The 21,858-nt window shown below is 57.5% G+C and carries 23 protein-coding genes and 2 pseudogenes; 17 read left to right on the forward strand and 8 right to left on the reverse strand.

The window, feature by feature from the left end:
* Positions 1-135 precede the first annotated feature (135 nt).
* The 3 genes and pseudogenes from EGH21_RS19215 to EGH21_RS19225 all read left to right on the forward strand — a co-directional run.
* A pseudogene (locus EGH21_RS19215) lies at positions 136-564 on the forward strand (RNA-guided endonuclease InsQ/TnpB family protein); the annotation flags it as partial.
* Between the two features lie 218 nt (positions 565-782).
* Positions 783-1,796 (forward strand): IS110 family RNA-guided transposase, encoded by a 1,014-nt coding sequence (locus EGH21_RS19220; RefSeq protein WP_220620029.1) that lies wholly within the window; start codon positions 783-785, stop codon positions 1,794-1,796.
* A 362-nt stretch (positions 1,797-2,158) separates the two neighbouring features.
* Entirely contained in the window at positions 2,159-2,464 is a 306-nt protein-coding gene (locus EGH21_RS19225) for a putative quinol monooxygenase (protein WP_220620030.1), read from the forward strand.
* Positions 2,465-2,629: 165 nt separating this feature from the next.
* Here EGH21_RS19225 and EGH21_RS19230 read toward each other — a convergent pair whose 3' ends face one another.
* From EGH21_RS19230 to EGH21_RS19245, 4 genes are all read right to left on the reverse strand, one after another.
* Complete coding sequence (locus EGH21_RS19230; RefSeq protein ID WP_220620031.1) at positions 2,630-3,745, reverse strand: redoxin domain-containing protein; 1,116 nt, start codon at positions 3,743-3,745, stop codon at positions 2,630-2,632.
* A gap of 160 nt (positions 3,746-3,905) precedes the next feature.
* Entirely contained in the window at positions 3,906-4,889 is a 984-nt protein-coding gene (locus tag EGH21_RS19235; RefSeq protein WP_236035689.1) for a glutathione S-transferase family protein, read from the reverse strand.
* 89 nt (positions 4,890-4,978) lie between these two features.
* Positions 4,979-5,698 carry an SDR family NAD(P)-dependent oxidoreductase gene (locus tag EGH21_RS19240; protein ID WP_220620032.1) on the reverse strand — a complete coding sequence of 240 codons (720 nt, stop codon included), beginning with the start codon at positions 5,696-5,698 and terminating at the stop codon, positions 4,979-4,981.
* 46 nt (positions 5,699-5,744) lie between these two features.
* Positions 5,745-6,299, reverse strand: a complete 555-nt coding sequence (locus EGH21_RS19245) for an ArsR/SmtB family transcription factor (RefSeq protein WP_220620033.1) — start codon at positions 6,297-6,299, stop codon at positions 5,745-5,747.
* Between the two features lie 131 nt (positions 6,300-6,430).
* Here EGH21_RS19245 and EGH21_RS19250 point away from each other — a divergent pair, with 131 nt between their 5' ends.
* Positions 6,431-8,707, forward strand: coding sequence for a heavy metal translocating P-type ATPase (locus tag EGH21_RS19250; protein ID WP_220620034.1), 2,277 nt, complete (start codon positions 6,431-6,433; stop codon positions 8,705-8,707).
* Here EGH21_RS19250 and EGH21_RS19255 read toward each other — a convergent pair.
* Positions 8,704-8,910 (reverse strand): heavy-metal-associated domain-containing protein, encoded by a 207-nt coding sequence (locus EGH21_RS19255; protein ID WP_220620035.1) that lies wholly within the window; start codon positions 8,908-8,910, stop codon positions 8,704-8,706. The two genes, EGH21_RS19250 and EGH21_RS19255, sit on opposite strands and share 4 nt — an antisense overlap.
* A gap of 132 nt (positions 8,911-9,042) precedes the next feature.
* Here EGH21_RS19255 and EGH21_RS19260 point away from each other — a divergent pair, with 132 nt between their 5' ends.
* The 12 genes and pseudogenes from EGH21_RS19260 to EGH21_RS19315 all read left to right on the forward strand — a co-directional run bounded on the left by EGH21_RS19260 (position 9,043) and on the right by EGH21_RS19315 (position 17,921).
* Positions 9,043-9,258 (forward strand): DUF8129 domain-containing protein, encoded by a 216-nt coding sequence (locus tag EGH21_RS19260; RefSeq protein ID WP_220620036.1) that lies wholly within the window; start codon positions 9,043-9,045, stop codon positions 9,256-9,258.
* 123 nt (positions 9,259-9,381) lie between these two features.
* Positions 9,382-10,383 (forward strand): DUF6610 family protein, encoded by a 1,002-nt coding sequence (locus EGH21_RS19265; RefSeq protein ID WP_220620037.1) that lies wholly within the window; start codon positions 9,382-9,384, stop codon positions 10,381-10,383.
* A gap of 71 nt (positions 10,384-10,454) precedes the next feature.
* The gene (locus EGH21_RS19270; RefSeq protein ID WP_220620038.1) at positions 10,455-10,802 is read left to right on the forward strand and encodes a DUF8013 domain-containing protein; all 348 of its coding nucleotides are present in this window, start codon (positions 10,455-10,457) and stop codon (positions 10,800-10,802) included.
* 87 nt (positions 10,803-10,889) lie between these two features.
* Positions 10,890-11,597 (forward strand): annotated as a pseudogene (locus tag EGH21_RS19275) (ArdC-like ssDNA-binding domain-containing protein); the annotation flags it as partial.
* 67 nt (positions 11,598-11,664) lie between these two features.
* Positions 11,665-12,285, forward strand: coding sequence for an N-6 DNA methylase (locus EGH21_RS19280; RefSeq protein ID WP_425433319.1), 621 nt, complete (start codon positions 11,665-11,667; stop codon positions 12,283-12,285).
* A gap of 68 nt (positions 12,286-12,353) precedes the next feature.
* The gene (locus tag EGH21_RS19285; RefSeq protein ID WP_220620039.1) at positions 12,354-12,605 is read left to right on the forward strand and encodes a DUF7389 domain-containing protein; all 252 of its coding nucleotides are present in this window, start codon (positions 12,354-12,356) and stop codon (positions 12,603-12,605) included.
* Positions 12,606-12,712: 107 nt separating this feature from the next.
* Complete coding sequence (locus EGH21_RS19290; protein WP_220620040.1) at positions 12,713-13,864, forward strand: two-component system sensor histidine kinase NtrB; 1,152 nt, start codon at positions 12,713-12,715, stop codon at positions 13,862-13,864.
* 169 nt (positions 13,865-14,033) lie between these two features.
* Positions 14,034-14,867 (forward strand): hypothetical protein, encoded by an 834-nt coding sequence (locus tag EGH21_RS19295; RefSeq protein ID WP_220620041.1) that lies wholly within the window; start codon positions 14,034-14,036, stop codon positions 14,865-14,867.
* The gene (locus EGH21_RS19300) at positions 14,867-15,310 is read left to right on the forward strand and encodes a hypothetical protein (protein WP_220620042.1); all 444 of its coding nucleotides are present in this window, start codon (positions 14,867-14,869) and stop codon (positions 15,308-15,310) included. Before EGH21_RS19295 ends, EGH21_RS19300 begins: the two co-directional genes overlap by 1 nt.
* Before the next feature lie 88 nt (positions 15,311-15,398).
* A complete protein-coding gene (locus EGH21_RS19305; RefSeq protein WP_220620043.1) occupies positions 15,399-16,403 on the forward strand; it encodes a hypothetical protein in 1,005 nt (334 codons plus the stop codon).
* 49 nt (positions 16,404-16,452) lie between these two features.
* Complete coding sequence (locus tag EGH21_RS19310; protein WP_220620044.1) at positions 16,453-16,863, forward strand: TRAM domain-containing protein; 411 nt, start codon at positions 16,453-16,455, stop codon at positions 16,861-16,863.
* A gap of 446 nt (positions 16,864-17,309) precedes the next feature.
* Positions 17,310-17,921, forward strand: coding sequence for a DUF6735 family protein (locus EGH21_RS19315; protein WP_220620045.1), 612 nt, complete (start codon positions 17,310-17,312; stop codon positions 17,919-17,921).
* A 518-nt stretch (positions 17,922-18,439) separates the two neighbouring features.
* Here EGH21_RS19315 and EGH21_RS19320 read toward each other — a convergent pair.
* Together EGH21_RS19320 and EGH21_RS19325 are read right to left on the reverse strand one after the other, a co-directional pair.
* Complete coding sequence (locus EGH21_RS19320) at positions 18,440-19,357, reverse strand: hypothetical protein (RefSeq protein WP_220620046.1); 918 nt, start codon at positions 19,355-19,357, stop codon at positions 18,440-18,442.
* A gap of 514 nt (positions 19,358-19,871) precedes the next feature.
* Positions 19,872-20,138, reverse strand: a complete 267-nt coding sequence (locus tag EGH21_RS19325; protein WP_220620047.1) for a hypothetical protein — start codon at positions 20,136-20,138, stop codon at positions 19,872-19,874.
* Positions 20,139-20,375: 237 nt separating this feature from the next.
* Between EGH21_RS19325 and EGH21_RS19330 the strand changes: the two genes are divergently transcribed.
* Positions 20,376-21,200, forward strand: coding sequence for a TATA-box-binding protein (locus tag EGH21_RS19330; RefSeq protein ID WP_220620048.1), 825 nt, complete (start codon positions 20,376-20,378; stop codon positions 21,198-21,200).
* A 10-nt stretch (positions 21,201-21,210) separates the two neighbouring features.
* Here the strand turns inward: EGH21_RS19330 and EGH21_RS19335 are convergent, their stop codons facing one another.
* Positions 21,211-21,753: a TATA-box-binding protein gene (locus EGH21_RS19335; protein ID WP_220620049.1), complete on the reverse strand. Its 543-nt coding sequence runs from the start codon at positions 21,751-21,753 to the stop codon at positions 21,211-21,213.
* Positions 21,754-21,858: the final 105 nt, after the last annotated feature.

Raw genomic sequence — 21,858 nt, forward strand, 5'->3', positions numbered from 1 at the left:
CCAGCAGGTCCGCTGCAGCCGATTCCGACACGAATCGGCTCATTGGGAACATATCGGGCACCGCTGGCGCGGTGCCCTTGCCCTCTTCGACTTTCAGCCGCAGCTCTCGCTATCAACAATCTACTTCGCAAGAGCGAACAACGGAAGCAGGTCGCCAAGGTGAAGCGTCATATCCGGCGGAAGGTCCTGGACTACCAGCACAAACTCACAACATGGCTTGTCCGCGAGTACGACGCCGTATTCGTGGAAGACTTGGACGTGAAGGAGATGCTGGAGCAGTCGCACAACGCTCGCAACAAGCAGGACGCGGCGTGGCGACAATTCATCACGCTCCTCGAATACAAGGCCGAATTGTATGGCACGCACGTTGTGCAGGTCGAACCCGAGGGGACGACCAAGGAGTGTGCGTCGTGTGGTGTGGAAACGGCGAAGCCTATCTGGGTTCGGGAACACTCGTGTCCGTCGTGTGGGTTTGAGACGGACAGGGACGCGAACGCGGCGGTGAACGTGTTGCAACGCGGTTTTGTTGAACTAGGGCTGGGATGGCCCGAGTCAACGCCTGTCACTCCATGAGAATTCTGCTAAGTCCCTGGAGCGTGAAGTACGCCAGGGAGTGAAAGGTCGATCAGTCTCCTACGCCTGAGAGCGGGGGCCTGTGACGGACCAACCATGCGAAGGAACAGGAGAACTGGGATCGCAGCCCGGCTGACCCACGGTCAGCCGTGGCTGCAAGCCCGCAGAGATGACGTTCCGCTTCACGCGTGCCACTCCAGAGGTGACCAATGAGCGATCATTACCTGGGCATCGATGTCCACAAAACAGAGTCTCAGGTCGCAGTTATTGACGAGATGGGTGAAGTGACTGAAGAGGTTCGCGTCGAGAACGCGAACCTCGACGAAATTGCACAGAAGTACGCTGGGAGTGACGCTGCACTTGAAGCGACCAGCAACTACTTCACGATCTACGATACGCTCGACGAGTATCTCGATGTGACGCTCGCCAATCCGGTGAAAGCGGATTGGCTCGCTGGCCAAAAGCAGAAGAACGACCGTGTAGATGCGAAGCAGCTTGCACGGTTTCTCCGGTTGAACGAAGTCCCAGAGAGTTACGTGCCGTCAAGAAAGCTCAGAAGGTGTCGTGCGCTCGCACGTAGCCGGAAGAAGCTAGTCAACAAACGCACTGATTTCAAAAACGAAGTCAGCGCGTTGCTTGATCAGACCGGAAACGTGTATGACGGGAAACTTTGGACGGAGGGAGGGCGTGAGTTCTTGGCAGAACTCACGCTCGAAGAGCCGTATGAGATGGTTTTAGACCAGTGGTTGGAGGCAGTTGATGAGTTCACGGTGAAAATCAAGCGACTTCAGCGGAAGATCGAGACGGTGGCGACAGAGTTAGAGGAGACAACGCTGTTGATGTCTGCTCCGGGTGTTGCTGCGTATTCGGGCGTAATGATCCTCTCCGAACTAGGTGAAGTGGACCGATTTGATCGGTCGAGTGAAGCAGTGAGTTATGCTGGACTCGATCCGGTCGTCCGCGAGTCGGGGGACTCGCGGACTGAGCATGGGATCAGCAAGGAAGGAAACGGGTATTTGCGCTGGATTCTCGTCCAGTGTGCGAACACAGCAGTTCACAACGCGAAGGATCCGTACTTGAGTGAGTTCTACTGGCGGTTGCGTGAGACACGAAACAAGCCGCATAAAGTAGCGATCGTAGCAACAGCTCGCAAGCTGTTGGTGTCGCTGTTCCATATGCTCAGCCGTGAGGAACCATACGATCCGCCGGGGGTGAGTGCCTGAGAGACGCTGTCGCGTCTCTCTTCGACCGGGCTAGAGCATCATGAGCCACAGGTGACGCCATACAAGATATCTCCGCACACTGGAAAGTCATATCATCACTGGGCTGTAGTCTGGTGATTTCTTGCCGTCCCGAAGTTGACACTGAGAGCGACCCCAAATCATTATATCGCCAACGGTGGTTAGTTCAGGTAGCAGAATTCTCAGAGATGGAGACTGTGACCGCTACGGACGCTGATGAGTTTCGAGAGGTGTCTGCAAGTCACGTCGTGGAAACAGGAAGCCTGTCCTCGTAAGAACAGGATTCCCCGCGCACGGTGGCGCGGGGTAACATTCAATGGGGAGTTCGTTCTATTAATCTCACAGTGGTTGTTTTACACGCTACGTTCCCGCTCGATCCAGAAACTCGTGACGAAGCACTCGACCTCATCAGAGACCTCGTCGAACAGTCTCAGCAGGAAGACGGGATGATCGACTACCGCGCCGCGACGGACATCGCGGACCCGAACGTCGTACGGTTCTTCGAACAGTACGAAGACGCCGCTGCATTCGAGGCCCACTCGCAGACAGACCACTTCCAGGAGTTCGAAGCTCGGCTCCCCGACTTGCTCGCAGGTGAGCCCGAAGTTCTCCGGTTCGAGATCGACTCGGCGACCGAACTCGAGCTCTGACGGGAGGTACTCAGTAGATTCCGTCCAACGCCAGTCAGTGAACTAACGGCGTTGGTTTGGCATCAGGGTCTACCTCACCCCCCAACCACGGGAAATGGCGCCAGTAAGCCACCGTATATCGTCACAGCGACGAGGTGGTGTTTTTTGGTCGACAGCCACCGGCAGTCACTCGGACGCGACCTGCCGCCGTTCCGGGTTCTCGTACTCGAACTCCTTCGATTGGATCATTGCCAGGGTTTCTTCGATGGACGGCCGGTCGCCCCAGAACGTTCCGTAATAGGCGAAGCGAACAGCCCCAGTCGGATCGAGAATAATCGTCGCAGGTCGATTGATATACTCGGCGTGGACGGCGTAAGCCATCGGATCGACGCCGTATTTCGCGCCGACAGCCCCTGCACGATCGAGAAGGTGTGGCCACCAGATCTCCTCGGCGTACGACTCAATAAACGACTCCTCAGCGAACCAGTACTCCGGTTCGAACTCCCGACCGACCATCACGCGACCGCGATACTGGCCGTGACATTCGATCGTCGCCACGTTGATATCCGCCTCCTGCAGCTCCTCGCGAAGCTCGATCAGTTCGTCGAACTCGCGGTGACAGACCGGACACCAGTCGGCGAACACCCAAATCAGGACTGTCCAATCGTCTCCAATCGAGTCCTCCAAATCCCATGTCCGTCCGTCAGTATCTGGCAGTACGAATGACGGCGCACCCTCACCGACTGCCAGCTGTTCGAACGTGTTCTCGTCGAGATTTCGATACGCGGCCTCCAGATCGGGTTCGGCGACGGCGCCCTTTTCGATGCGGTCGATCGAAAGTTCGGCTTGATGACGGACGTCTTTCGAGTCGTCGTTCGCGTGCCGGTCACGTAGCAAGTCCAGCGACTGGGTGGCACCGATTTGCCCCAACGCGACGATCGCCTGCGATCGTGCCAGTGGGTCAGGATCTTCGCGGACCACCCGTTCGAGCGACTCCACCTCGCTCTGGGCTCGCAGAATTCCCAGCGCCGTTGCACAGACGTAGCGTACCTGTACGTCGTCGTCCTCAAGTCCGCCGGCGGTTTCAGACGTTTTGGCGTCACCGAGCCGAACGAGGTCGCGGACGGCGAGCAGTCGGACCCGCCAATCGTCGTCGTCGAGGTCCGCAATGCCGTGTTCTTCGAGCGTCCGATCGACCGTGAAGCTTGTCTCATCAACAGGGTGGAATGTGTGCGTCCGGACACGGTCGAGTACCGCCTCCACGGACATTCCATCGGAGGAGCTCACTTCTGTATCGTTCATACACCCACGAGACGGCCGGACCAGAAAAGGATACGCGACGGCGAGACCGAGACGGCGGCGGAAGCCGGGTAACCGTGCCGTGAAATCAGACGCCGAGCGTCTCACCCGTTCAAGGAACGTGGACCGATCGGTGCGCGTTCAAAATGCGACCGGAACCGGGCTACGACGGTCGGGCCGCGGTCTCGTCAGGACTTGAGAGCCGATCCCGGTCGTGGGGTTGGTCGTAATCGAGCCCCGGCCCGATCGGCGTAATCTCCCCTTGGTAGTAACCGTCGTCTTTGATGTGCTCCATTCGCACCGTCTCCGCGAACCCCGGCGTCTGGTAGAGATCCCGCAGGTACGGCCAGAGGTTGTCGTACTGATGGATGTACTGTCGGTTGCACTTGAACGCCGTATGATAGCACTCATCGAACCGAATCAGCGTCGGAAACATTCGCACGTCGGCGAGCGTCAGCCGGTCGCCGGCGAGGTAGCGTTGGTCGGCGAGGACCTCATCCCAATGGTCCAGCGCATCGAACACGTCGGTGACGGCCTCGTCGTAGGCAGCCTGTGACTCCGCGAAACCGGCCCGATAGACGCCGTTGTTGATCGAATCGTAGATCGAATCGATGATCCGGTCGATCTTCTCGCGGTAGCCCTCGGGATACAGCTCGCGCCCATCGTCACCGTAGTCGGCGAACTCGGTGGCGAACATCCGTATGATCTCAATGGATTCGTTGTTGACGATGGTCTCGTGCTCTCGGTCCCAGAGAACCGGCACGGTCACCCGACTGGTGTACTCGGGGTCGGCCGCGACGTACACGTCCCGGAGATATTCACAGCCGTTGACTGTGTCGGGAGTACAGCCGTCTTTCTCGGGGGTGAACTCCCAGCCCTCGTCCTCGCGCCACGGATCGACGATGTCCATCGAGACGACGTCGGTCAGCCCGGCGAGGCGGCGCGTGAGCGCGGCACCGTGTGCCCACGGACAGTTCCGCGCGATGTAGAGGTGGTACCGCCCGGCCGCCGGCTGGAGTTTGGTATCCGGGGCGTCCTGAATCCAATCACGGAACGAGGTTTCAGCCCGATCAAACGCGCCACTCTCGTCAGTATACGGTCCGATATCGGTCTTCCAGTCCCCGTCGACGAGCATATTCCGACCCATAGGACGATAGAGGGGCTTCTCGCATACAATCCTGCCGCCCAGTCGTGCTCAGCCAGCACAACCGATGGGTGGTTCCGTTCCCACCGCAGTCAGATGAACTCGGAGTTCTGCGGGCCGTTCGTGATGTGGACCTCGAACGGCTGTGTACTGACATCGCCCTGGTCGACGAGGTGCCAGTAGGTCTCGGCCATCTCGTCGGGGTCGAGGAAAGTCTCGTCCTCCCGGTCGGGGAATCGGTCACGAACGCCCGGCGTGTCGATCTGCCCGTCGATGACGACGTGCGCGACGTGAACTCCTTCGGGGCCAAACTCTTGGGCGATATCCATCGCCATCCCGCGGGCGGCGAACTTCGCGGCCGTGAATCCGATCGCCCCACCAAGACTCCGGACGGCGGAGGTTGCACCCGTGAAAATGACTGTCCCGCCGCCCGTCTCAAGCATGTCGCCAACGGCTTCTTGCGAGCAGACGAACGCACCCCGCCCGTTGACCGCCCACGCCTCTTCGAATTCCTCGACGTTCACGTCCATAAGCCCCTTCCAGGAGGCGGCACTCGCGTGGTTCACCAGGATATCGACCGGCCCGAATGCCTCGCGAACCGCCTCGAACCCATCTCGGATCTGCTCAACCTCTGTGAGATCAGTCTGGACAGCCAGCCCCTCTCCAGCGTCCGGAAGATCCTCAGCAAGTTCGTCGATGTAGCCCGCCGACCGAGCGAAGAGAGCGACCTGACATCCCTCGGCTGCGAATTTTCGTGCGAGTGATTCACCGAGTCCTGGACCGACCCCTGCGATGACTGCTGTACGAGTCATAGAACGGTCTACGAACCGGACCGGCAAAGCCGTGGTGACGGACCGCTCACTGGTCAGTCGACAGCTGGGCACCGAATTCACCACTCTCACCCAGTTCGATGAGCGCGCGATTGAGGAGTTCTCGAACGACGAACTCCTCGTAGTGTTGCGTCTCGCAGTATTCACACGGCTTCATCTCCCGGGCCACAGCCTCGATCTCGTCGCTATGTTCCTCAGCAAGGGTCTCTATCAGGCCGGCCAGTTCCTCGGTCGTCGTCTCCTGTGCCGAAGCAAGTAGCTCTCCACTGCTTTCCGGAAGATCGTAGGAAAAGACTCGCGTGTTCGACTTGTAGTACTTCCGCGTCCCCCCGCCAGCCTCTTCCAGACGGGCGATTTCCACCATCCCCGCATCCTTCAGGACGTTCACGTGGTGACGCACTGTCGTCTCGGCCTTCTCTTCGCCGCGACGATGCAGTTCGTCGTGAATCTCCTCGATCGTCATCTCCTCAGTCGCGAGCATGTCGAGGATCTTCGCCCGGACATCGTTTTCCAGTGCCTTCGCTTTCTCCGGGTCGGTGGTTACGACTTCCCGGATCGGCACGTCAGATTCGAGGAGCGCCATTCTTGTGACGAGGTAAGCGGACGACGACGGTAAGAGTAACGCCACGCTCCCGGCAGTGGTGGTATAATATCGAGACCGCTATAACTACCGTCGTAATGGTTATCTCCGTTGCACGATAACCAACAAGCACGATGGGAACGACACACGAACAATTCAACGTCGGGGGGATGTCCTGCTCGTTCTGTGCCGAGAGCATCAAGAAGGCCTACAGCCGAACCGATGGTGTCGAGGACGTCGACGTGAGTCTCGCCCACGAGGAAGTTCTCGTCGAATACGACGACGACCTGCTGAGTGAGGTCGAGGTGAAGGACACGCTCCAGGACCTCGGGTACACCATCCGCGACCCAGACAAAGCGAAGCGGTACGAGCAACAGCAGGCCGAACTCGCCGACGGCAAGCGCCGCCTCCTCATCGCCGGTGGCGCATCCATCGTTGTCGCTGCCCTGATGGGATGGATGTTTGTCGTGATGGGGCGCTTCGAGTCAGCATCTCTCGCGATGGATATATTGAACTTAGGACTGGCGCTCGGGACGATGTTCGGCCCTGGACGGTATATCAAACAGAAGACGTTCCAGAGCCTGCGCCGAGGGATCTTCAACCAGCACGTCCTCCTGGAAGCGGGCGCGTTCGCCGGGCTCGTCGGCGGACTGCTTGGCCTGTTCGTGTTCCCGAGCTTCCCGACCGTCCACTTCTTCGCCGTCTCCGTGTTCATCACCACCTACCACATCCTCTCGGAGTACACCAGCCTCATCGTCCGCACTCGGGCCTCCCAAGCCGTCCAGAGCCTCCTCGATCTCCAACCCGACACAGCACGCCGCGTCAGTGATGACGGTGATGTCGAGGAGGTTCCTGTCGACGATCTCGACGTCGATGATCGCGTCCGGGTAAAGCCCGGTGAGAACATCCCCGTCGACGGCGAGATCATCGAGGGTAAATCCACAGTTGACGAGTCGGTCGCCACTGGTGAGTTCATCCCCGAAGAGAAGGCCGAAGGCGACGAGGTGATTGGCGGCAGCGTCAACGAGACCGGGACGCTGCTCATCGAGGTAACTGCAACCGGTGAGGACGCGTTCCTGAACCAGGTGGCACGCGAAATTGAGGAGGCGCGGGCGATGAAACCCGGCATCATCCAGCTCGCCGACCGCGTGCTCAAGTACTTCGTCCCAGGCGTCTTGACGATTGCCGCGCTCTCGTTCCTCTTCTGGGTGGTCGCACCGCTCGCGTGGGGGGCAGCCCCCAACGTCCAGCGCGGGGCATTCGCAGCCTTGGCCGTCCTCGTCCTCGGCTATCCGTGTGCGCTCGGGATGGCGACGCCGCTCGCCCTCATCCGGGGCGGCGGAAAGGCCGCCGACCGTGGCATCCTGATGCGTTCCGGCGACGCCTTCCAGATCTTCCCCGACGTCGACCACATCGTGCTGGACAAGACCGGCACCATCACCGTCGGCGAACCCGCCATCAGTGAGGTCGTCGCGTTCGGTGCCGACGAGGTGGATGTACTCAGGACTGCGGCCAGTGCAGAGGCGTTCTCCGAGCATCCGCTCGCCGATGCGATCCTCGAGTTCGCCGACGAGCAAGATGTCGAGTACGCTGACCCCAATGATTTCGACTCTGTGACCGGCAAGGGCGTCCGGGCAACCGTGGCCAGCGACGACGTGCTGCTCGGGAAACCGGGATGGCTCAGCGACGAGGGAATCGACCTATCGAAGAGGGCCGACGACATTAAGCGACTCCAGGGCCGCGGCCTCACCGTCTCTGGGGTCGTCCGAGGCGGTGACCTAATCGGCCTGATCGGCATCGGCGACGAAATCAAAGCCGACGCCGCCGAGACCATCCGGCGGATGCGCGACGCCAGCATCACGCCCGTGATGATTACTGGAGACAACGAGCGCACCGCAAACGCGGTTGCCGACGAGGTCGGCATCGACCGCGTCATGGCAGACATCCTGCCCGATGAGAAACGCGAGGAGATCGGTCGCCTGCAGCAAGCCGATCACCGCGTAGCGATGGTCGGCGACGGCATCAACGACGCGCCGGCACTCACGCAGGCGGACATCGGCATCGCCATCGGCGCCGGCACCGATATCGCCATCGAGTCAGCGGATATCGTCCTGATGGGCGACCGGCTCGGTGGCGTGATGGATGCCTACGAGATCGGGAACGAGAGCTATCGGAAGACTCGCCAGAATCTCGTGACGGCCTTCGCGTTCAACGGCGTCGGCGTCGCCGCCGCGACCACGGGGCTCGTTCACCCGGTGTTTGCGATGCTTGCGATGGTGTTGTCCGTCTCGGCCGTCCTCGCCAACAGCTTCGCTGGTCAGCTCCTCTCGGGCGATGGTGTCAACACCGAGTTCGCCCTCGACGAACGCACGGATGGTGACGTGAGCGACGGCCGAGCGGCGGCCGATTAGGCCACGACATCGTACCCGGCCTGTTCGATTGCCGCGTTCACCTCATCATCGGAGACCTCATCCTTGAGGATTACGTCGATCGTATCAGCGTCGTGGTCGGCCTCGACCCGATTCACACCATCGAGGTTTCGCAGGGCGCTCTCCACGTTCTGTTCGCACCCGTTGCACGACATCCCGGTGACTGAGATCGTCTTTCGCTCCATACGGGGTTATAAACACTTGCGGGGGATGACCATTACGATAACTATTGTATCGATTTCAATCCTATTAGAGGTGGGGCGTTATCGTCCGAAGAGTTGTTTGTGTCGGCCCCAAAGGGGTGGAGGCTCTTCGAGATGGGGACCACTGACGACGAAGAGAGTAACGAATTCCCTCCAGAGAAGCGTCTCGAAGCATCGAACACGCGTCTGATCAAGGCCGATATCGCGACAATCCCCGATATGGAAACCCTCCAGGAGTGTGTTGCCTACGAGAACTCCCACCAGAACCGAACGCAGATCCTGCGCCGGCTCAAGTGGAAGGCCGAAGAGCTGCGTGAGGGCGAAGAGTAAGCCCTATACTTAACCAACACACTCTGCGTGATTTCACCTATTGTTGGTTAACAGACTGTACCTCGGTTTTTCCGGCCCCTGAACGGGCGCGGGGCGGCCAACAACGGCCTCGTGACTCCAATCATGTCCCTCTATCTGAGCTCCAGCGCCAGCACGGCGAGTGAAATCGCTACCGCCAGACAAGCAGAACAGATAGCGTTCCTTCATCGTGTTCCATTTGCTGTCGACGCCTTGGCCCCAGGCTTCCTTCCCGGCTTTCGGGAGGACTGCGGGTATCAGGAGACCCAATATCAGAATCTCACCCTCCCCGTCGGTATGCTCGACAATGACTTCCGGAACCCCGATCTGGATCGATTCGTCGATCGGTTCTTCGAGTACGAACCGCAGGTCGCCGTTATCGGCGACATCTATGAACCCGCGGACGTCGATGACCACGTGGCCGCAGCTCGCGAGATCCAAGCGAGCTACCCTGAGGCCGAGCTCATCATCGTCCCGAAGTCCCAGCCGGTGATCGACATAATTCCCCAGAACCTCATTCTGGGGTATTCGCGCGGGTACGCCGACCGGTTGGCCCACGAGTTCTCTGACCCGGCGGACTGGCGCGGTCGCCGCGTCCACATCCTCGGCGGAAGCCCACCCAAGCAGCTCGACGCCATTCGACAGCTGACCAGGCCGACACTCACCGACGAGCCACCGGCCGACATCGTCGGCGTCGACTGGAACGGGCTGCATCGCGGCGCACAATTCGGGGAGTTCTGGACGGCCGACGGCTGGGACGACAGCGGTCGCGACGCCGACCACGTCACCGTCCGAAAGACGGTGCGCCACAGCCTCGCTCGCGTCCGTGAGTTTTGGAGGGCGAACGGTGTCTGGCCCGAAACGACACCGCAAGACGAGGGGCTCAACGTCGGGTACGAGGGACCGAGTCCTGCCGATCTCGAGCACGCCGCCTGTACCGAGTGCGGGACGAACGTCTGGCGAACTCGCCACGGCCCGTACGTCGCCGAATACGATACCGGCGCAATCTGTGGATACTGCAGCTACGAGTGCTACTTCAGCCACCGTCACCGGAACAACCTGGAGGAAATCGCTGGCGAGCAGAGCGTCTACCTGCCGCCGGCGTGACTTCACGACCTGTTTTTCGTGCCCCCAGAGAGGGCGAGGGCTCCTTCGAAAGCTCTCAGAGGTGACTTCCAGTGAGTCAACAACAGCGTCCCGACAACGTCTCGATCGACGAGATCCCGGTCGATATCGACAACACGCAATCAGCGGAGGTCGATCCCGCCGATATCCCCGACGAAATCGAATCCATCACCCGTGGGCTCGCCGGCGAGCAGCCGCCGACGAATCCCATAGTGGTTCTCAAAGCGGCGCGCTGGTGGTATCTACAAGGCAAGGGTGGCACGGATCCCGCCTTCCAGTGGGCCATCGAGTGGGCGCGTCATCTTGCGACCGACACGCCCAGTGACGTCGAGCGATTCGACGAGTTCCTCGAGTACCTCGTTACGGTCGGCTTCGCGGACGAACGCCACGAGCTCCGCTAACCGACAGAGTGGTTTTTTGAACGTCCCTGAGGGGTGCGGCGCGGTCTGAGCAGACGCAGTCGCCGTGAACTTGATTCGGTGAACACAATGGCTACGACCAGTGATTCGTCGGTCTCCTTCGACCAGACCGACACGCGATCCGACGAGATGAACAGCACTATCGAACAGTGGATCGACGACCTCGTCGCCGGCGTCGACGACGCGCAGGCCAGCGCGGAGTTCCAGGAGTGGCTGGACGTCCAGAGTCGCTTCCACGACTACTCCTACCGGAACACGCTCCTCATCAAGCGGCAGTGTCCCGAGGCGACCCGGGTGGCGGGCTACCGGACGTGGCAGGAGGAGTTCGACCGCCACGTCCAGGAGGGGGATTCGGCCATCTGGATCTGGGCGCCGATCATCACGAAGCAGTGTCCAGAGTGCGAGAACTCGCCAAGCTACCACGAGGACAGCGACTGTGACTACGACGAGACACCGCCTGAAGAGTGGTCCGAGGGCCTCGTTGGGTTCAAGCCTGCGCCGGTGTTCGACGTCTCTCAGACCGAAGGCGAACCGCTTCCTGATCTCGATACGGAAGCCACCGGGGACGCCGGCGACCTCGTCGGTCGGCTGACTGGAGCTGCCGACGAACTTGGCGTGACGGTTCGGATCGTTCCGGAAGCGGAGTGGACGCACGGTGAGGCCAAAGGCATCTGCGAGCAGCTGAGTCTCGTCGATATGCAACCGCGTGTCGAGGTGCGTGATCGGGAGAACGATGCCGACCTTGCGCGGACGCTGATCCACGAGTACGCGACGGCCCATACCTGGACATCGTCGACGACTATCGAGATTCGGCGGACATGACCATCTCCAGGGACAGCGTTCCGTGGATCTGTTCGCGAAAGCCTTCGACCAGCTTCCAGAGCGGATGGCCGTCACCGATGGAGACGTTTTCGGTGCCGTCTGTGAGGAGTACGGTCTGTCCAGCGATGCGTTCGGGCATCACTTCACCTCACTCCCTGTGTGTGAGTTGCTGTTCGACCTCGCCGGCGTCGTCGACGAGTCAGACAACGATCAGCGGCCGACCGTTACCGATCCGGCGTGTGGCAGCGGTCGGTTGCTCCTAACGGCTGGCCATACACAGCCTGAGGCGCTGTTCATCGGACAGGACAAAGACCCGCTGTGTGCGAAGATGGCCGCGTTGAACTGCTATTTCCTCAATCTCGATGCGTACATCATTCAAGGCGATTCTCTAACTGTCGAGTGTCAGCGAGTGTGGCAGACGTCCCGGTCGCCGATGTGCGGCGCTATTCGTGAACACGACGAAGAGGGGGTGATGGCGCTTCGCGATTCGTTGACCGAGACTTTCGAGAGCGAGTCTGGAGATAGTCCTCCTGCCGGCGTGGGCGAGGCGTCTGCGGATGGCGAGGAGGCCGCTCGGTCTGACCTATCGACCCTGACTGGTAGTGAGCAGGCATCGCTTGGAGCCTTCGACAGCGACCACTGAGTACAGGGCAGGTTTGTGCGCCCCAAGAGGGTGCGGGGCGTATCCAAGTGGACTCCCCACATAGAAACATGACTGACAACAACAGTCCAGATACCGTTGAGCGTGTCGAACGAACCGATGTCGGGACCAGTCTCGAAGCCCGGCTCAAGCGAGGCACCAGTACTCGGGACGAAGACCGCATCACGATCAAAGCGAAGGGCGAAACGGCAGCCGACACACTCGAAGCGTTCGAGATACTGCTTGCAAGGTACGAGTCAGAGTATAGCGATCGACTGCGCGCACTCCAGCCGTCGGAGGACAACGACGTCGACGAGATGTAATCTCCGAACAGACCTGCTGAAATTCACATCTGCTATTTGAACGTGGTACAGGCTGTTTAGCCTCGGAACTGATATCATTCCTTCAAGCCCAGACAACTGAATCAAACATGAAATTGTCCGTGGATACTGAGTATTTTCAGGTAGAGAAGACGCATGACGCATTTATACCCCCCGAGGGAGAAGTCTATGAAAGAGATACCGAGGAAATGGGAAGCATACATCACCAATCATTTCTAGAAGCCATCGAAGCTGCTGGGCATTCGATCTATGTCACCGACGAAAATGGCGTTATAGAATACGCTAACCCAGAATTCGAGAAGATCACCGGCTACTCCAAACATGAAGCCGTCGGGCAAACCCCACGTATTCTGAAGTCAGGAGAACACAACCAACAATTCTACCAGGAGCTGTGGGAAACCATCATATCTGGCGAAGTTTGGCGGGGTGAAATCACCAATACTACGAAATCTGGTAACCAGTTTGTCGTCGACCAGAGCATCGCACCGGTTACCGATGATACAGGTGCAATCACGAACTTCGTTTCCGTCAACATCGACATCACCGACCAGAAGGAACGGGAGCGGGAACTCAAACGGGAACGGGATCGGCTTGATGAGTTCGCAAATATCGTCAGTCACGACCTTCGAAACCCCCTGACGGTCATCAAAGGACGGGTAAAACTTGCTCGAGAAGAAACCGACAGCGAACACCTAGACGCAATCGAGACTGCAGCTGCCCGGATGGAGCGTCTCATCAATGATGTTCTCTGGCTGTCTCGTGAGGGGAGAGACATCGGGTCTTTGGACGCTGTGCAGCTTTCGGATGTCGTTGATTCCGCGTGGACGCTTGTGGCCGATGGGGCAGACAAGCCTGAGCTGCGCTACAAGGATGGCCCGCAATCGCTGCCGACGTTTGAAGCCGATTCCGATCGACTCCGCCAACTTCTCGAAAACCTGTTCCGGAACACTATCGAACACGGTGGTGACGACGTAACAGTTACTGTTGGTGTTCTAGACGACGGCTTTTATATCGAGGATAACGGGCCTGGCATCCCTGAAAGTCGACGTGATGACGTGTTTACTCCTGGGTACTCGACCAGCGAAGCGGGAACGGGCTTTGGGTTGAGTATCGTCAAGCAGGTTGTTGAAGGGCACGGCTGGGTGGTTCGGGTGACCGACGGCTCGAACGGCGGCGCCCGATTTGAGATCACAGGTATACACCCCATCAACGAAGAGATGCGTATGTCGAAGGATTCGTGATCTTCTACATTGAGTGACCACTCTTTCTTCTCTGAACTCTGTCTTGTTGACGGTGTGTCGTGTAACCATTAGACCCTGCAATCTCTCTCACAGTTAGGCTCCAATATGGTTGCCTCAGTCTGTCGCTAGTTGGTTTTGTGCTGCCTCTTGCGGTGGAGGCATTCCAGAAATGCACGCCGAGACAGACGAGATAGTTGAACCGACCTTCATCGACGACGTGCCGTTCGAACCCGACCTCAAACAAACCATCGCGGCCGAACATGGGCTGCCGTTCTACGTCGACATCAATCGACCGGACGAGGTGCCAGCAGATGAAGCCGAACGTACTATCGACCTCGCCGAACGGGTACTCTCTGCTGGCGGGTGTCGCACTGGCTTCGGGCACCACGAGGAACTCCGTCGGTCGATGGCCGAGTGGGCACCTGACCGTGACGAAGACCGACCGGACGATCCCGGCTACTGGCGGCGGATGGTGTACACTATGTCCCCTCGGGAACGGAACTTTGGCCGGTTGCAGGGCAACCCCGACAAGCAGTTGCAGAAGGCCAGAACCGTACTAGCGTGGGCCAGCGACTGCATCGACGAGGGCGTGTTACGAGAGATCGAACACGCCCAGCTGACCGATATCGAGCAAGCTTGGCGCGACGCCGCCGAAGCGGAGAAAGAACGGCGGGCTATCGAGGCATTCGAACAGGATCCACCGGCGGAGTTCGAGGGCTGGACACGGTTTGCCGCCGACCACGATGCTGTCGACGTCGCCTACCACGCGAAGAACCATGGGACACCGGTCATTGCGACGGTGTTCCGGACCAGCGACGGGAGCATGGACGCGCAAGAGTTCACGTTGGAGACGTGGCTCGACGCCGGCGGCGATCCACAGGCAGCCCGGCCGAACCGGTACTGCGTCACCAGCACTGGCGATGGACACTACGCTCGCCTGCGGTCGCATCTGCAGACGTTCGATGTCGACTCGCTCGCCGAGGCGTCTCTGGAGGAGTGCTGATGTCGCGACATCGATCACGTGCATCACAACAGCGACAATCGGAGTTCGCTGAATCGTTCGCCTGCGAGTTCGACGCCGCTGCGATCCATAATACGGTGTGGGAGACTGTCGACGAAGACTCGGACTTGGCACGACTCTGCGATGCGGCCGCGGCCGCTGATGAGGCGCTCGATATTCGTGGTGACGGTGCGCTCGTAGCGAAACTCGATGAAGCGTGGGGACGCCTTGACTGGGTCGCCCGACAACGTGCCCTTGAGGTCGTCGCCGAAGCCTGTGCCGTAGTCATTACCGAGGGTGGGCAATGGGTCACAGACGGTCACTGGGACGCTGAAGAAATCACCGACGCGCAAACGGAAGCGCGTGACTGGATAGCCACGCATACCGACGTCGCTGAACGGGTCGGCGTTCTCACCGACATCGCGACGCATACAGCCGACGACTGACTGTCGTTCCACACTCCTCCATCGATGTGTTCTGTAAACTTACTGAGGTGCCGATGGTTTATCAATGAGGACGAACAGACGCAGGTGTGTGACCGATCGGACCCCTGAATTTGACCCTGCAGATCTCCGAGGCGCGGCAAGTTCTGATCCCAAGACCAGTCGGGACGACGGCGACTGTCGGCGCGGTGACTATCCAACGAAGTCTACAGAGGATTCAAACCAGTGTAACTCCTGCTCTCGGACGATTTCTGCCGAGGAACCACAATGCCCTTTCTGTGCGACTGCAGGTGTTACCGACTCTCCAGTAGAGGGACAGTCAGACGATGAGTGGACGTTCGGCCGTGTCGTCGTCGCCGTCGTTGACGCCAACTCTACGTACCACGCGAAGGCGCTCGGGGCAGCGGCACTCTCCATTGCTGACGATCTCGTTGCCGGGTCAGACACGTCCCACAGTGCGGTCAAGCCCATCGCGGACTTCGAAAGCGAGCCAGCCTCACACCTTACTGAGGGGTGGCCATCGTTGCCGGCGGCAGCACCTCTCACGGCCGAGACCGGGGGTGAGGTGCTTTCGGCCGCTCGCACACAGACCGACTGGGCAGCTGATGACGCCACCCCAGTCATCTATCGCGAGGACGGGACGCCGATCCGGGACGAGAGTGAGTTCGACTCTCTCTTAGCTGACTCCGCTGGGATGTCGTACTGGGTTGTGCCAGGACTCGCCCAGCGCTACGACGCATCGCCGGACGTCGACGCACTCATTGAGCACTTCGAAGGCGCGACTATCGAACACGAGTTCGCCTGTCGAGCGTGTCAGACGAGTACTGCGCATACCTACGTTGGTGAGGATGGGGTCGCGACACACCCGTATACTGGGCGCGCGATATGGGTGTGTCAGGACTGTGGCCACCCTCGTCACGAACCGGCGGCGGCCGACGCTCGGCCAGACTTGCGTGACCGACCAGCACTTGCTGAGCACTCTTCGGTTTCGTCGGCTGACGCGACCCACCGTGAGATGGTTGCAATTCAGACGCAGGAATTCGACGCTCAGATCGCGGCATATCGCGAGCGCCATGACCGATATCCGTGGCAATAGACTCAAATAGACTGACACTGACACATGACCACGAGGATATCGTACATAGATGAATATTCCATCCGAACTTCGCAGTTTGTTTACCGCCGATATTGAGGAGACCGACGAGTCGTTCGTCGTCGAGGTTCCTGAAAGTGAGATCGACGCCGGTGCTGTGGATTCTGGCAAGACGTACCGAATCGCACTCATCCCAACAGATCCAGCGACACAGCAGTCCGATAGTGTATCGCGGTCGGCTGAGACTGCGGCTCCACAGCCACCCGTCGAGGAAGGAGAGACACGCCGTCTCGAAATCGAGACGCTTGGCGATCAGGGTGATGGGATCGCGAAAGTCGAGCGCGGGTATGTCGTCATCGTCCCCGACACTGAAATCGGCGAACGCGTCGCTGTCGAAATCGAGTCGGTCACCCAGAACGCGGCTTTTGGCTCTGTCACTGAACGACTTGATCTTTACGAGTAATCGACACGACGCTATCTCCGAGTCTTGATCCGCTAGTTCAACGTGTACGAACCTCTGCGGAACGGCTGTCCCACACGACAAAAGCCACCGGGGTACCACACCCGGCGGAACTGGTAATGGGGTGGGAAGTGGGGGATGACGGACACGCTGGGAGTGATGGCTTCAGCGGTGTCCGCAGCGGACGTTATCAGTGTGTTATATATGACTATTATGGTATGCGTCTCGAACTTTGGTTGACCATGCCGCGACAAGGGGCCGTTCAAGAACGGCTGGGTCAATTGTCGGTCGGCCACCGCTACCGACGAGTCCTGATAGCCACTCTCACTATCCAACCACGGCCACTCAACAGCGTCCCGGCGACGGTGTCGAGTCGCTCACTCGCCTCCGCTGTCGTTTTGTGTGCCCCCGAGTGGGTGCGGGGTGACACAGTCCCCCGCTGATACTGCATGGGACATCGCGCACTCGTTGCCTACGAACGGCCGGACAGCACGTACAATATCCACTACACGCACTGGGGTGGGCTCAACCTCCGACTCAAACAGGAGATTACACCACAGACGCCCTTCGGTGGCGACACACCCTCGGACCAACAGCAAGCGACGTACGAACAACTCCAGACGGCGACCAGTGTCGACACCGACGCGTTCGAGAAAGAAGATGACGCTCGGGTCTGGATCGAGCCAGAGGTTGTCGGGGTGACGTTCGATGACGTGTTAGAGACGCACTTGAACTACTGTTCGCACGAAGCGTTGTACGTCGTCGACGCCGACCTGCGAGTTACGGCGTATCGCACGCACTGGTTCGGGTTGCAGTACGATTGTGAGTCGATTACCGATGGTGCGAGGACCGGCAACGGTGCGGTGAGGACCGTCCGGTGGCACAACGGTGAGCCAGTCGGTGATGGGTATGTGCAGGGGGAGTTTCAAGCGCTCAGGGATGTCGTCGGCGATATGGTTGACCGTGGAGTGTTTACGCGGCAGTCAGCGGTCGGGTACATGGAACAACAACTTCGAGAGTGGACTGGGTCGAATCAGGAGTTGCACGTTCGGACGGCTTGATTCGGTGTGGTTTGACGGCGTGGACAATTCAGTTGACGAGCACAACTTCTGGTCTGCTGGCTTTCCCTTACGATGGGGATGTCTGAGGTTTGAGTGACATTATAGTGGGAAGCCGCTTTTTCCCTCAGTGCAGCCGGAGCACAGCGGTCGAAATGTCGGTATTGGTGGAATCAGGCTAACCAACATACAGATGAACTTTCCCCGTCTGTTGGTTAGCACTCGCTGTGGATAGACACTGGCGACGGCGTCGGCCCCAGGGTCACCTCGGTGGGCGGTATGCTATCGCTCGTCGCCAGCGCGATGGAGAAACTCTCGCCTCTCCGGACGGTGTGGTGGAAAATCTGGTCCCGTCGGCATAGAGTCGCGGTGATCCTGTTTGGACTTGGCAACGCCGACGTTGGCAGCATGCGATGGGATTGCCGACGTCGATTGAATGGGGGTGGAAGCACAGCCGGCGGTGGTGGAGGTGTTCGGCACGGTCGTCGGGTCCGTCTGACCAACGTTGGGAAGCCCTCTTTTTAGATGCCCAGTTGCTCCAGTATCTCTTGCTCGACAAACTCAACCAGGACCGGGAATTCCTTTAGGACATCTTTGAGGCGATCCAAGAAATCGTCTGTAGAGGGATTCCAAATCACGTCATCCATTATCGTCTCCGCCTGATACCTCGTGTCAAACTGAAACTCTGTGGATAACGAATCTAATTCACCCACAGCATACGCAACTGCATTTTTCGAATCGTATAGGTGGCCCTGAATGATTTCTAGACCTAATCGCTGGAACCAGTGAGACAGTATCATCAAGACTGTGTGTACCAACTGTCCTGCGTTTCCGGGGAGGTATCGCTGAACTCGATACAGGACTCGGTTCGAAAGATATCGAGTCCCACGCCATGCAAAGCGGTAGTTGAACGGAACGTAGAATAACGATAGCTCAATGAGTAATCCGAGTATAGCGAAACCAAACTTCTGGTGCTTCTGTGAGTCGATCTTTGAAGGTTTGAGTCCTTGCTTTGTGTTGGCTCTATGTAGAGGAACAGCTGTGTTCCCGATAGTTCCGAGTGAGAGGAGTATCCCCCCAATCTTGCTGGCGTAAGACAGCATCGCAATCGGACGGCTCGCTATTCTCAGGTTTAGTGATTTATCCAACGTCTCGAAGATGCTCTTTATCGCTTGGTAGTTGTTCTCCAGTACAGCCTGCGTATCTGACAAGGCCGTCAGATTGTGAGGGAACAGGTCGGAATGCTCCAGATAGATCGGGGCGATCTCGTTTGCCAGATCCACGAAGGTCTGCATCGTTCCCTGAATCCCCTCATCGGCAAGCGTAGAAGCGAGTCGAAGTATCCTGTTCAGAATCTCGTCACCTACCCACTCTGGAGGGGAATTTGTCTTGGCGGACCTCGCAAACGGTGTACTAATCCCCACACCCATCGCACTCATGAAATCACGACGATACATAATACAACTCCGGAACCCATGATGTTAAAATAATTATCATCCCATCAAACCTTTCATACATGAGGGCCCTAGCATTGTTGGCCGGTTGGATATGCGCGAGAAGCGTGTGTCCTAGATGTTTTGCAATAGAACTCGGGAACGAGTGCATGAGGCTGAAGGACTACGACGACAAAAAGGACGAGTTTGAGCCTCGGACTTCCACCGAATTAGACGGTGTAAAGAGGGTTCGAACCCAACAGTTACGGACAAATCGACTCTGGTGAATCGCTGGACAGCGTCGGCTTTGCGCTAGCGCTTAGTTGAGATGTCGAAGACGAATTTCTTGCGGCGCCTGCCGAGTATATAGATTACCTCTCCTTTTCGGTGGGGCGTAGAAAGCACTAGCTTCTCACGCAGTCCTCAAAACACTCGATAGAATTGATTCAGTCAAATAGAACCAGAGTTTCTTCACCGAACACAGGGACCTCCGTACAGTCGTCGACTCCCTTTGCCTGATTCAGTCCTCAGACTCTCCCTCCTCGTAGCCAGCTTTGTACTCATCTCGTACTGTTCTCGAAGCTCGTCTTGAGATCTTAGCGAGATTCTTGTTGAATCGACGGATAGAGAGGTAGATGTACAGCAGGAGGAGATACGGCCAGATGAACAACTCCACGACTGCGTAGAGAACGAGTTTGAGAAACCGGTACTCTATCGGGCCGATATGGACACTACCTATCTGGATGCCGCCCGATTCGTCTTGCTGGTCGCTGTCTGAATCAGTCATTGTAATCTTCGGCCGACGCCGTCGCTGCTAGAACTAGCAGCGCCAGTAGGACCTATTCAGAGAGACAGCCATGAAGAATATAGAATTACTGACACAACCTCCAGAACATAGCCTAATCAGGCACCAAAACATGCCATACAGAATGATAGCCTTTGACTGACAAGTAAAATAATGCCCCATTAGGTTGTTCTTGAGTGCGACGCCGATTTGTAGCTTGGAGCTTCATTTACACTCAGGATGAGCCAGAGTGAGGTACTTAGGATTCTCAGAGATTTTGACGGCGAGGCAACGGTTAGTGAAATTCGGAGAGAAGTGCAAAAAAGATTTCCAGACCGTTCTTTAGACACGTATGTTCACAAGAGGCTCTATTCACTCAGGAACCAAGGCTTAGCTTCTGCCTCAGAGGTAAAAGGAGAAACTGTTTGGAGATTAACTGAGAGAGGTGAAGAATACAAAAATCTCAGCTCGAATATTGCGGGCATAAGTTCGGCCTCTGCAGAAAAAATAAAAAGCCGTGGTTTATCTGTGGGTAATATTGTTGCTACTGTACTTGTAGCTAATGAACTTGACTTGACTGAAATAGCTTCAAATCTACAGGCTGCAGAATATCACTCTGAGGTGGATTCTCATCTGACATACTCCCCAAAAGAGTCTATTTGTGTTTCTTTACGGGTCCCATCAACAGGTCGGGTCACAGTCACTGGGGCAAAGAACTCGGAGCAAATATGTACTGGATTGATGCAGCTCTGCTCTGAGCTTGATAAAATCGGTATGAGTGCAGAATTTGATAGAGAGAAAATCATAATTCAAAATGTCATTGCAACTAGAGGAATAGGTCAAGAAATAGACTTAGATGCTTTGACCGCATCACTTGGCGACGAAAGAGCAGAGTATAATCCAGACAATTTTCCCGGCATTATTTATCGGCCTAATATTCCAGGCACAGCCTTGATATTCAGAACTGGAAAGATTGTATTTAATGGAGTCAAGAACTACGAACAGCTAGCTGAATTGAGTGATAATGTCGAATTGGAAATTTCGAAGAGAAATATTGACTACTGACGGGAAAATTTCACAGGGTTTTGTATACCGAATTCTTGAAATCTGCAAAGCAACATTCTGCATCGGCGGTCTGCTTACTACCAGTTATTACAACTTTACCGGTAGCAAAGACCAAAATAACACAGTTTCCATTGTCTGGTCTATAGATTAGACCTGGGAACTGCTCAGGCTCGTATTCAGTCTTCTCGAGACCTAAGCTGATAACAAGAGCATTTAGATTGAGATTTTGTCCAAGCTCGGCCGTACAGACGTAGTTTTGAATCGAGAACCACTTATTTTCTGGCCTTTCGATAACGTCCATATCAGAGAACAAATTCAGAAATCGCTCTCGGAACGAATAGGACTCTTCCTCGGAGTCTGCACCGGTGATGATGAATTTCCCCGTTCTGTATACCGTTATCAGCGGCGCGTCTTCCTCGAATCGGAGGTACATCCCCGGATACTTCTCGGGGTCGTAGCGAGCGACCGGCTCACCAATATCGTCAGCGAGGCGTTCTAAGTCAAGCTCGGCATCTAGAGCACCGGACGCGACGACATTTACAATCTCTACCATCCTGCCCTCCGAATCACACTTAGATCTCGTTTCAAATCTCTTCAAGCCTCGTCTATACACTTGCTGGTTTCCGCTCTCTGTGAGGTATTGTTGAAAGTGACTATC

The organism is Haloarcula rubra (assembly GCF_019599465.1).
In the GTDB taxonomy this organism is placed as follows: domain Archaea; phylum Halobacteriota; class Halobacteria; order Halobacteriales; family Haloarculaceae; genus Haloarcula; species Haloarcula rubra.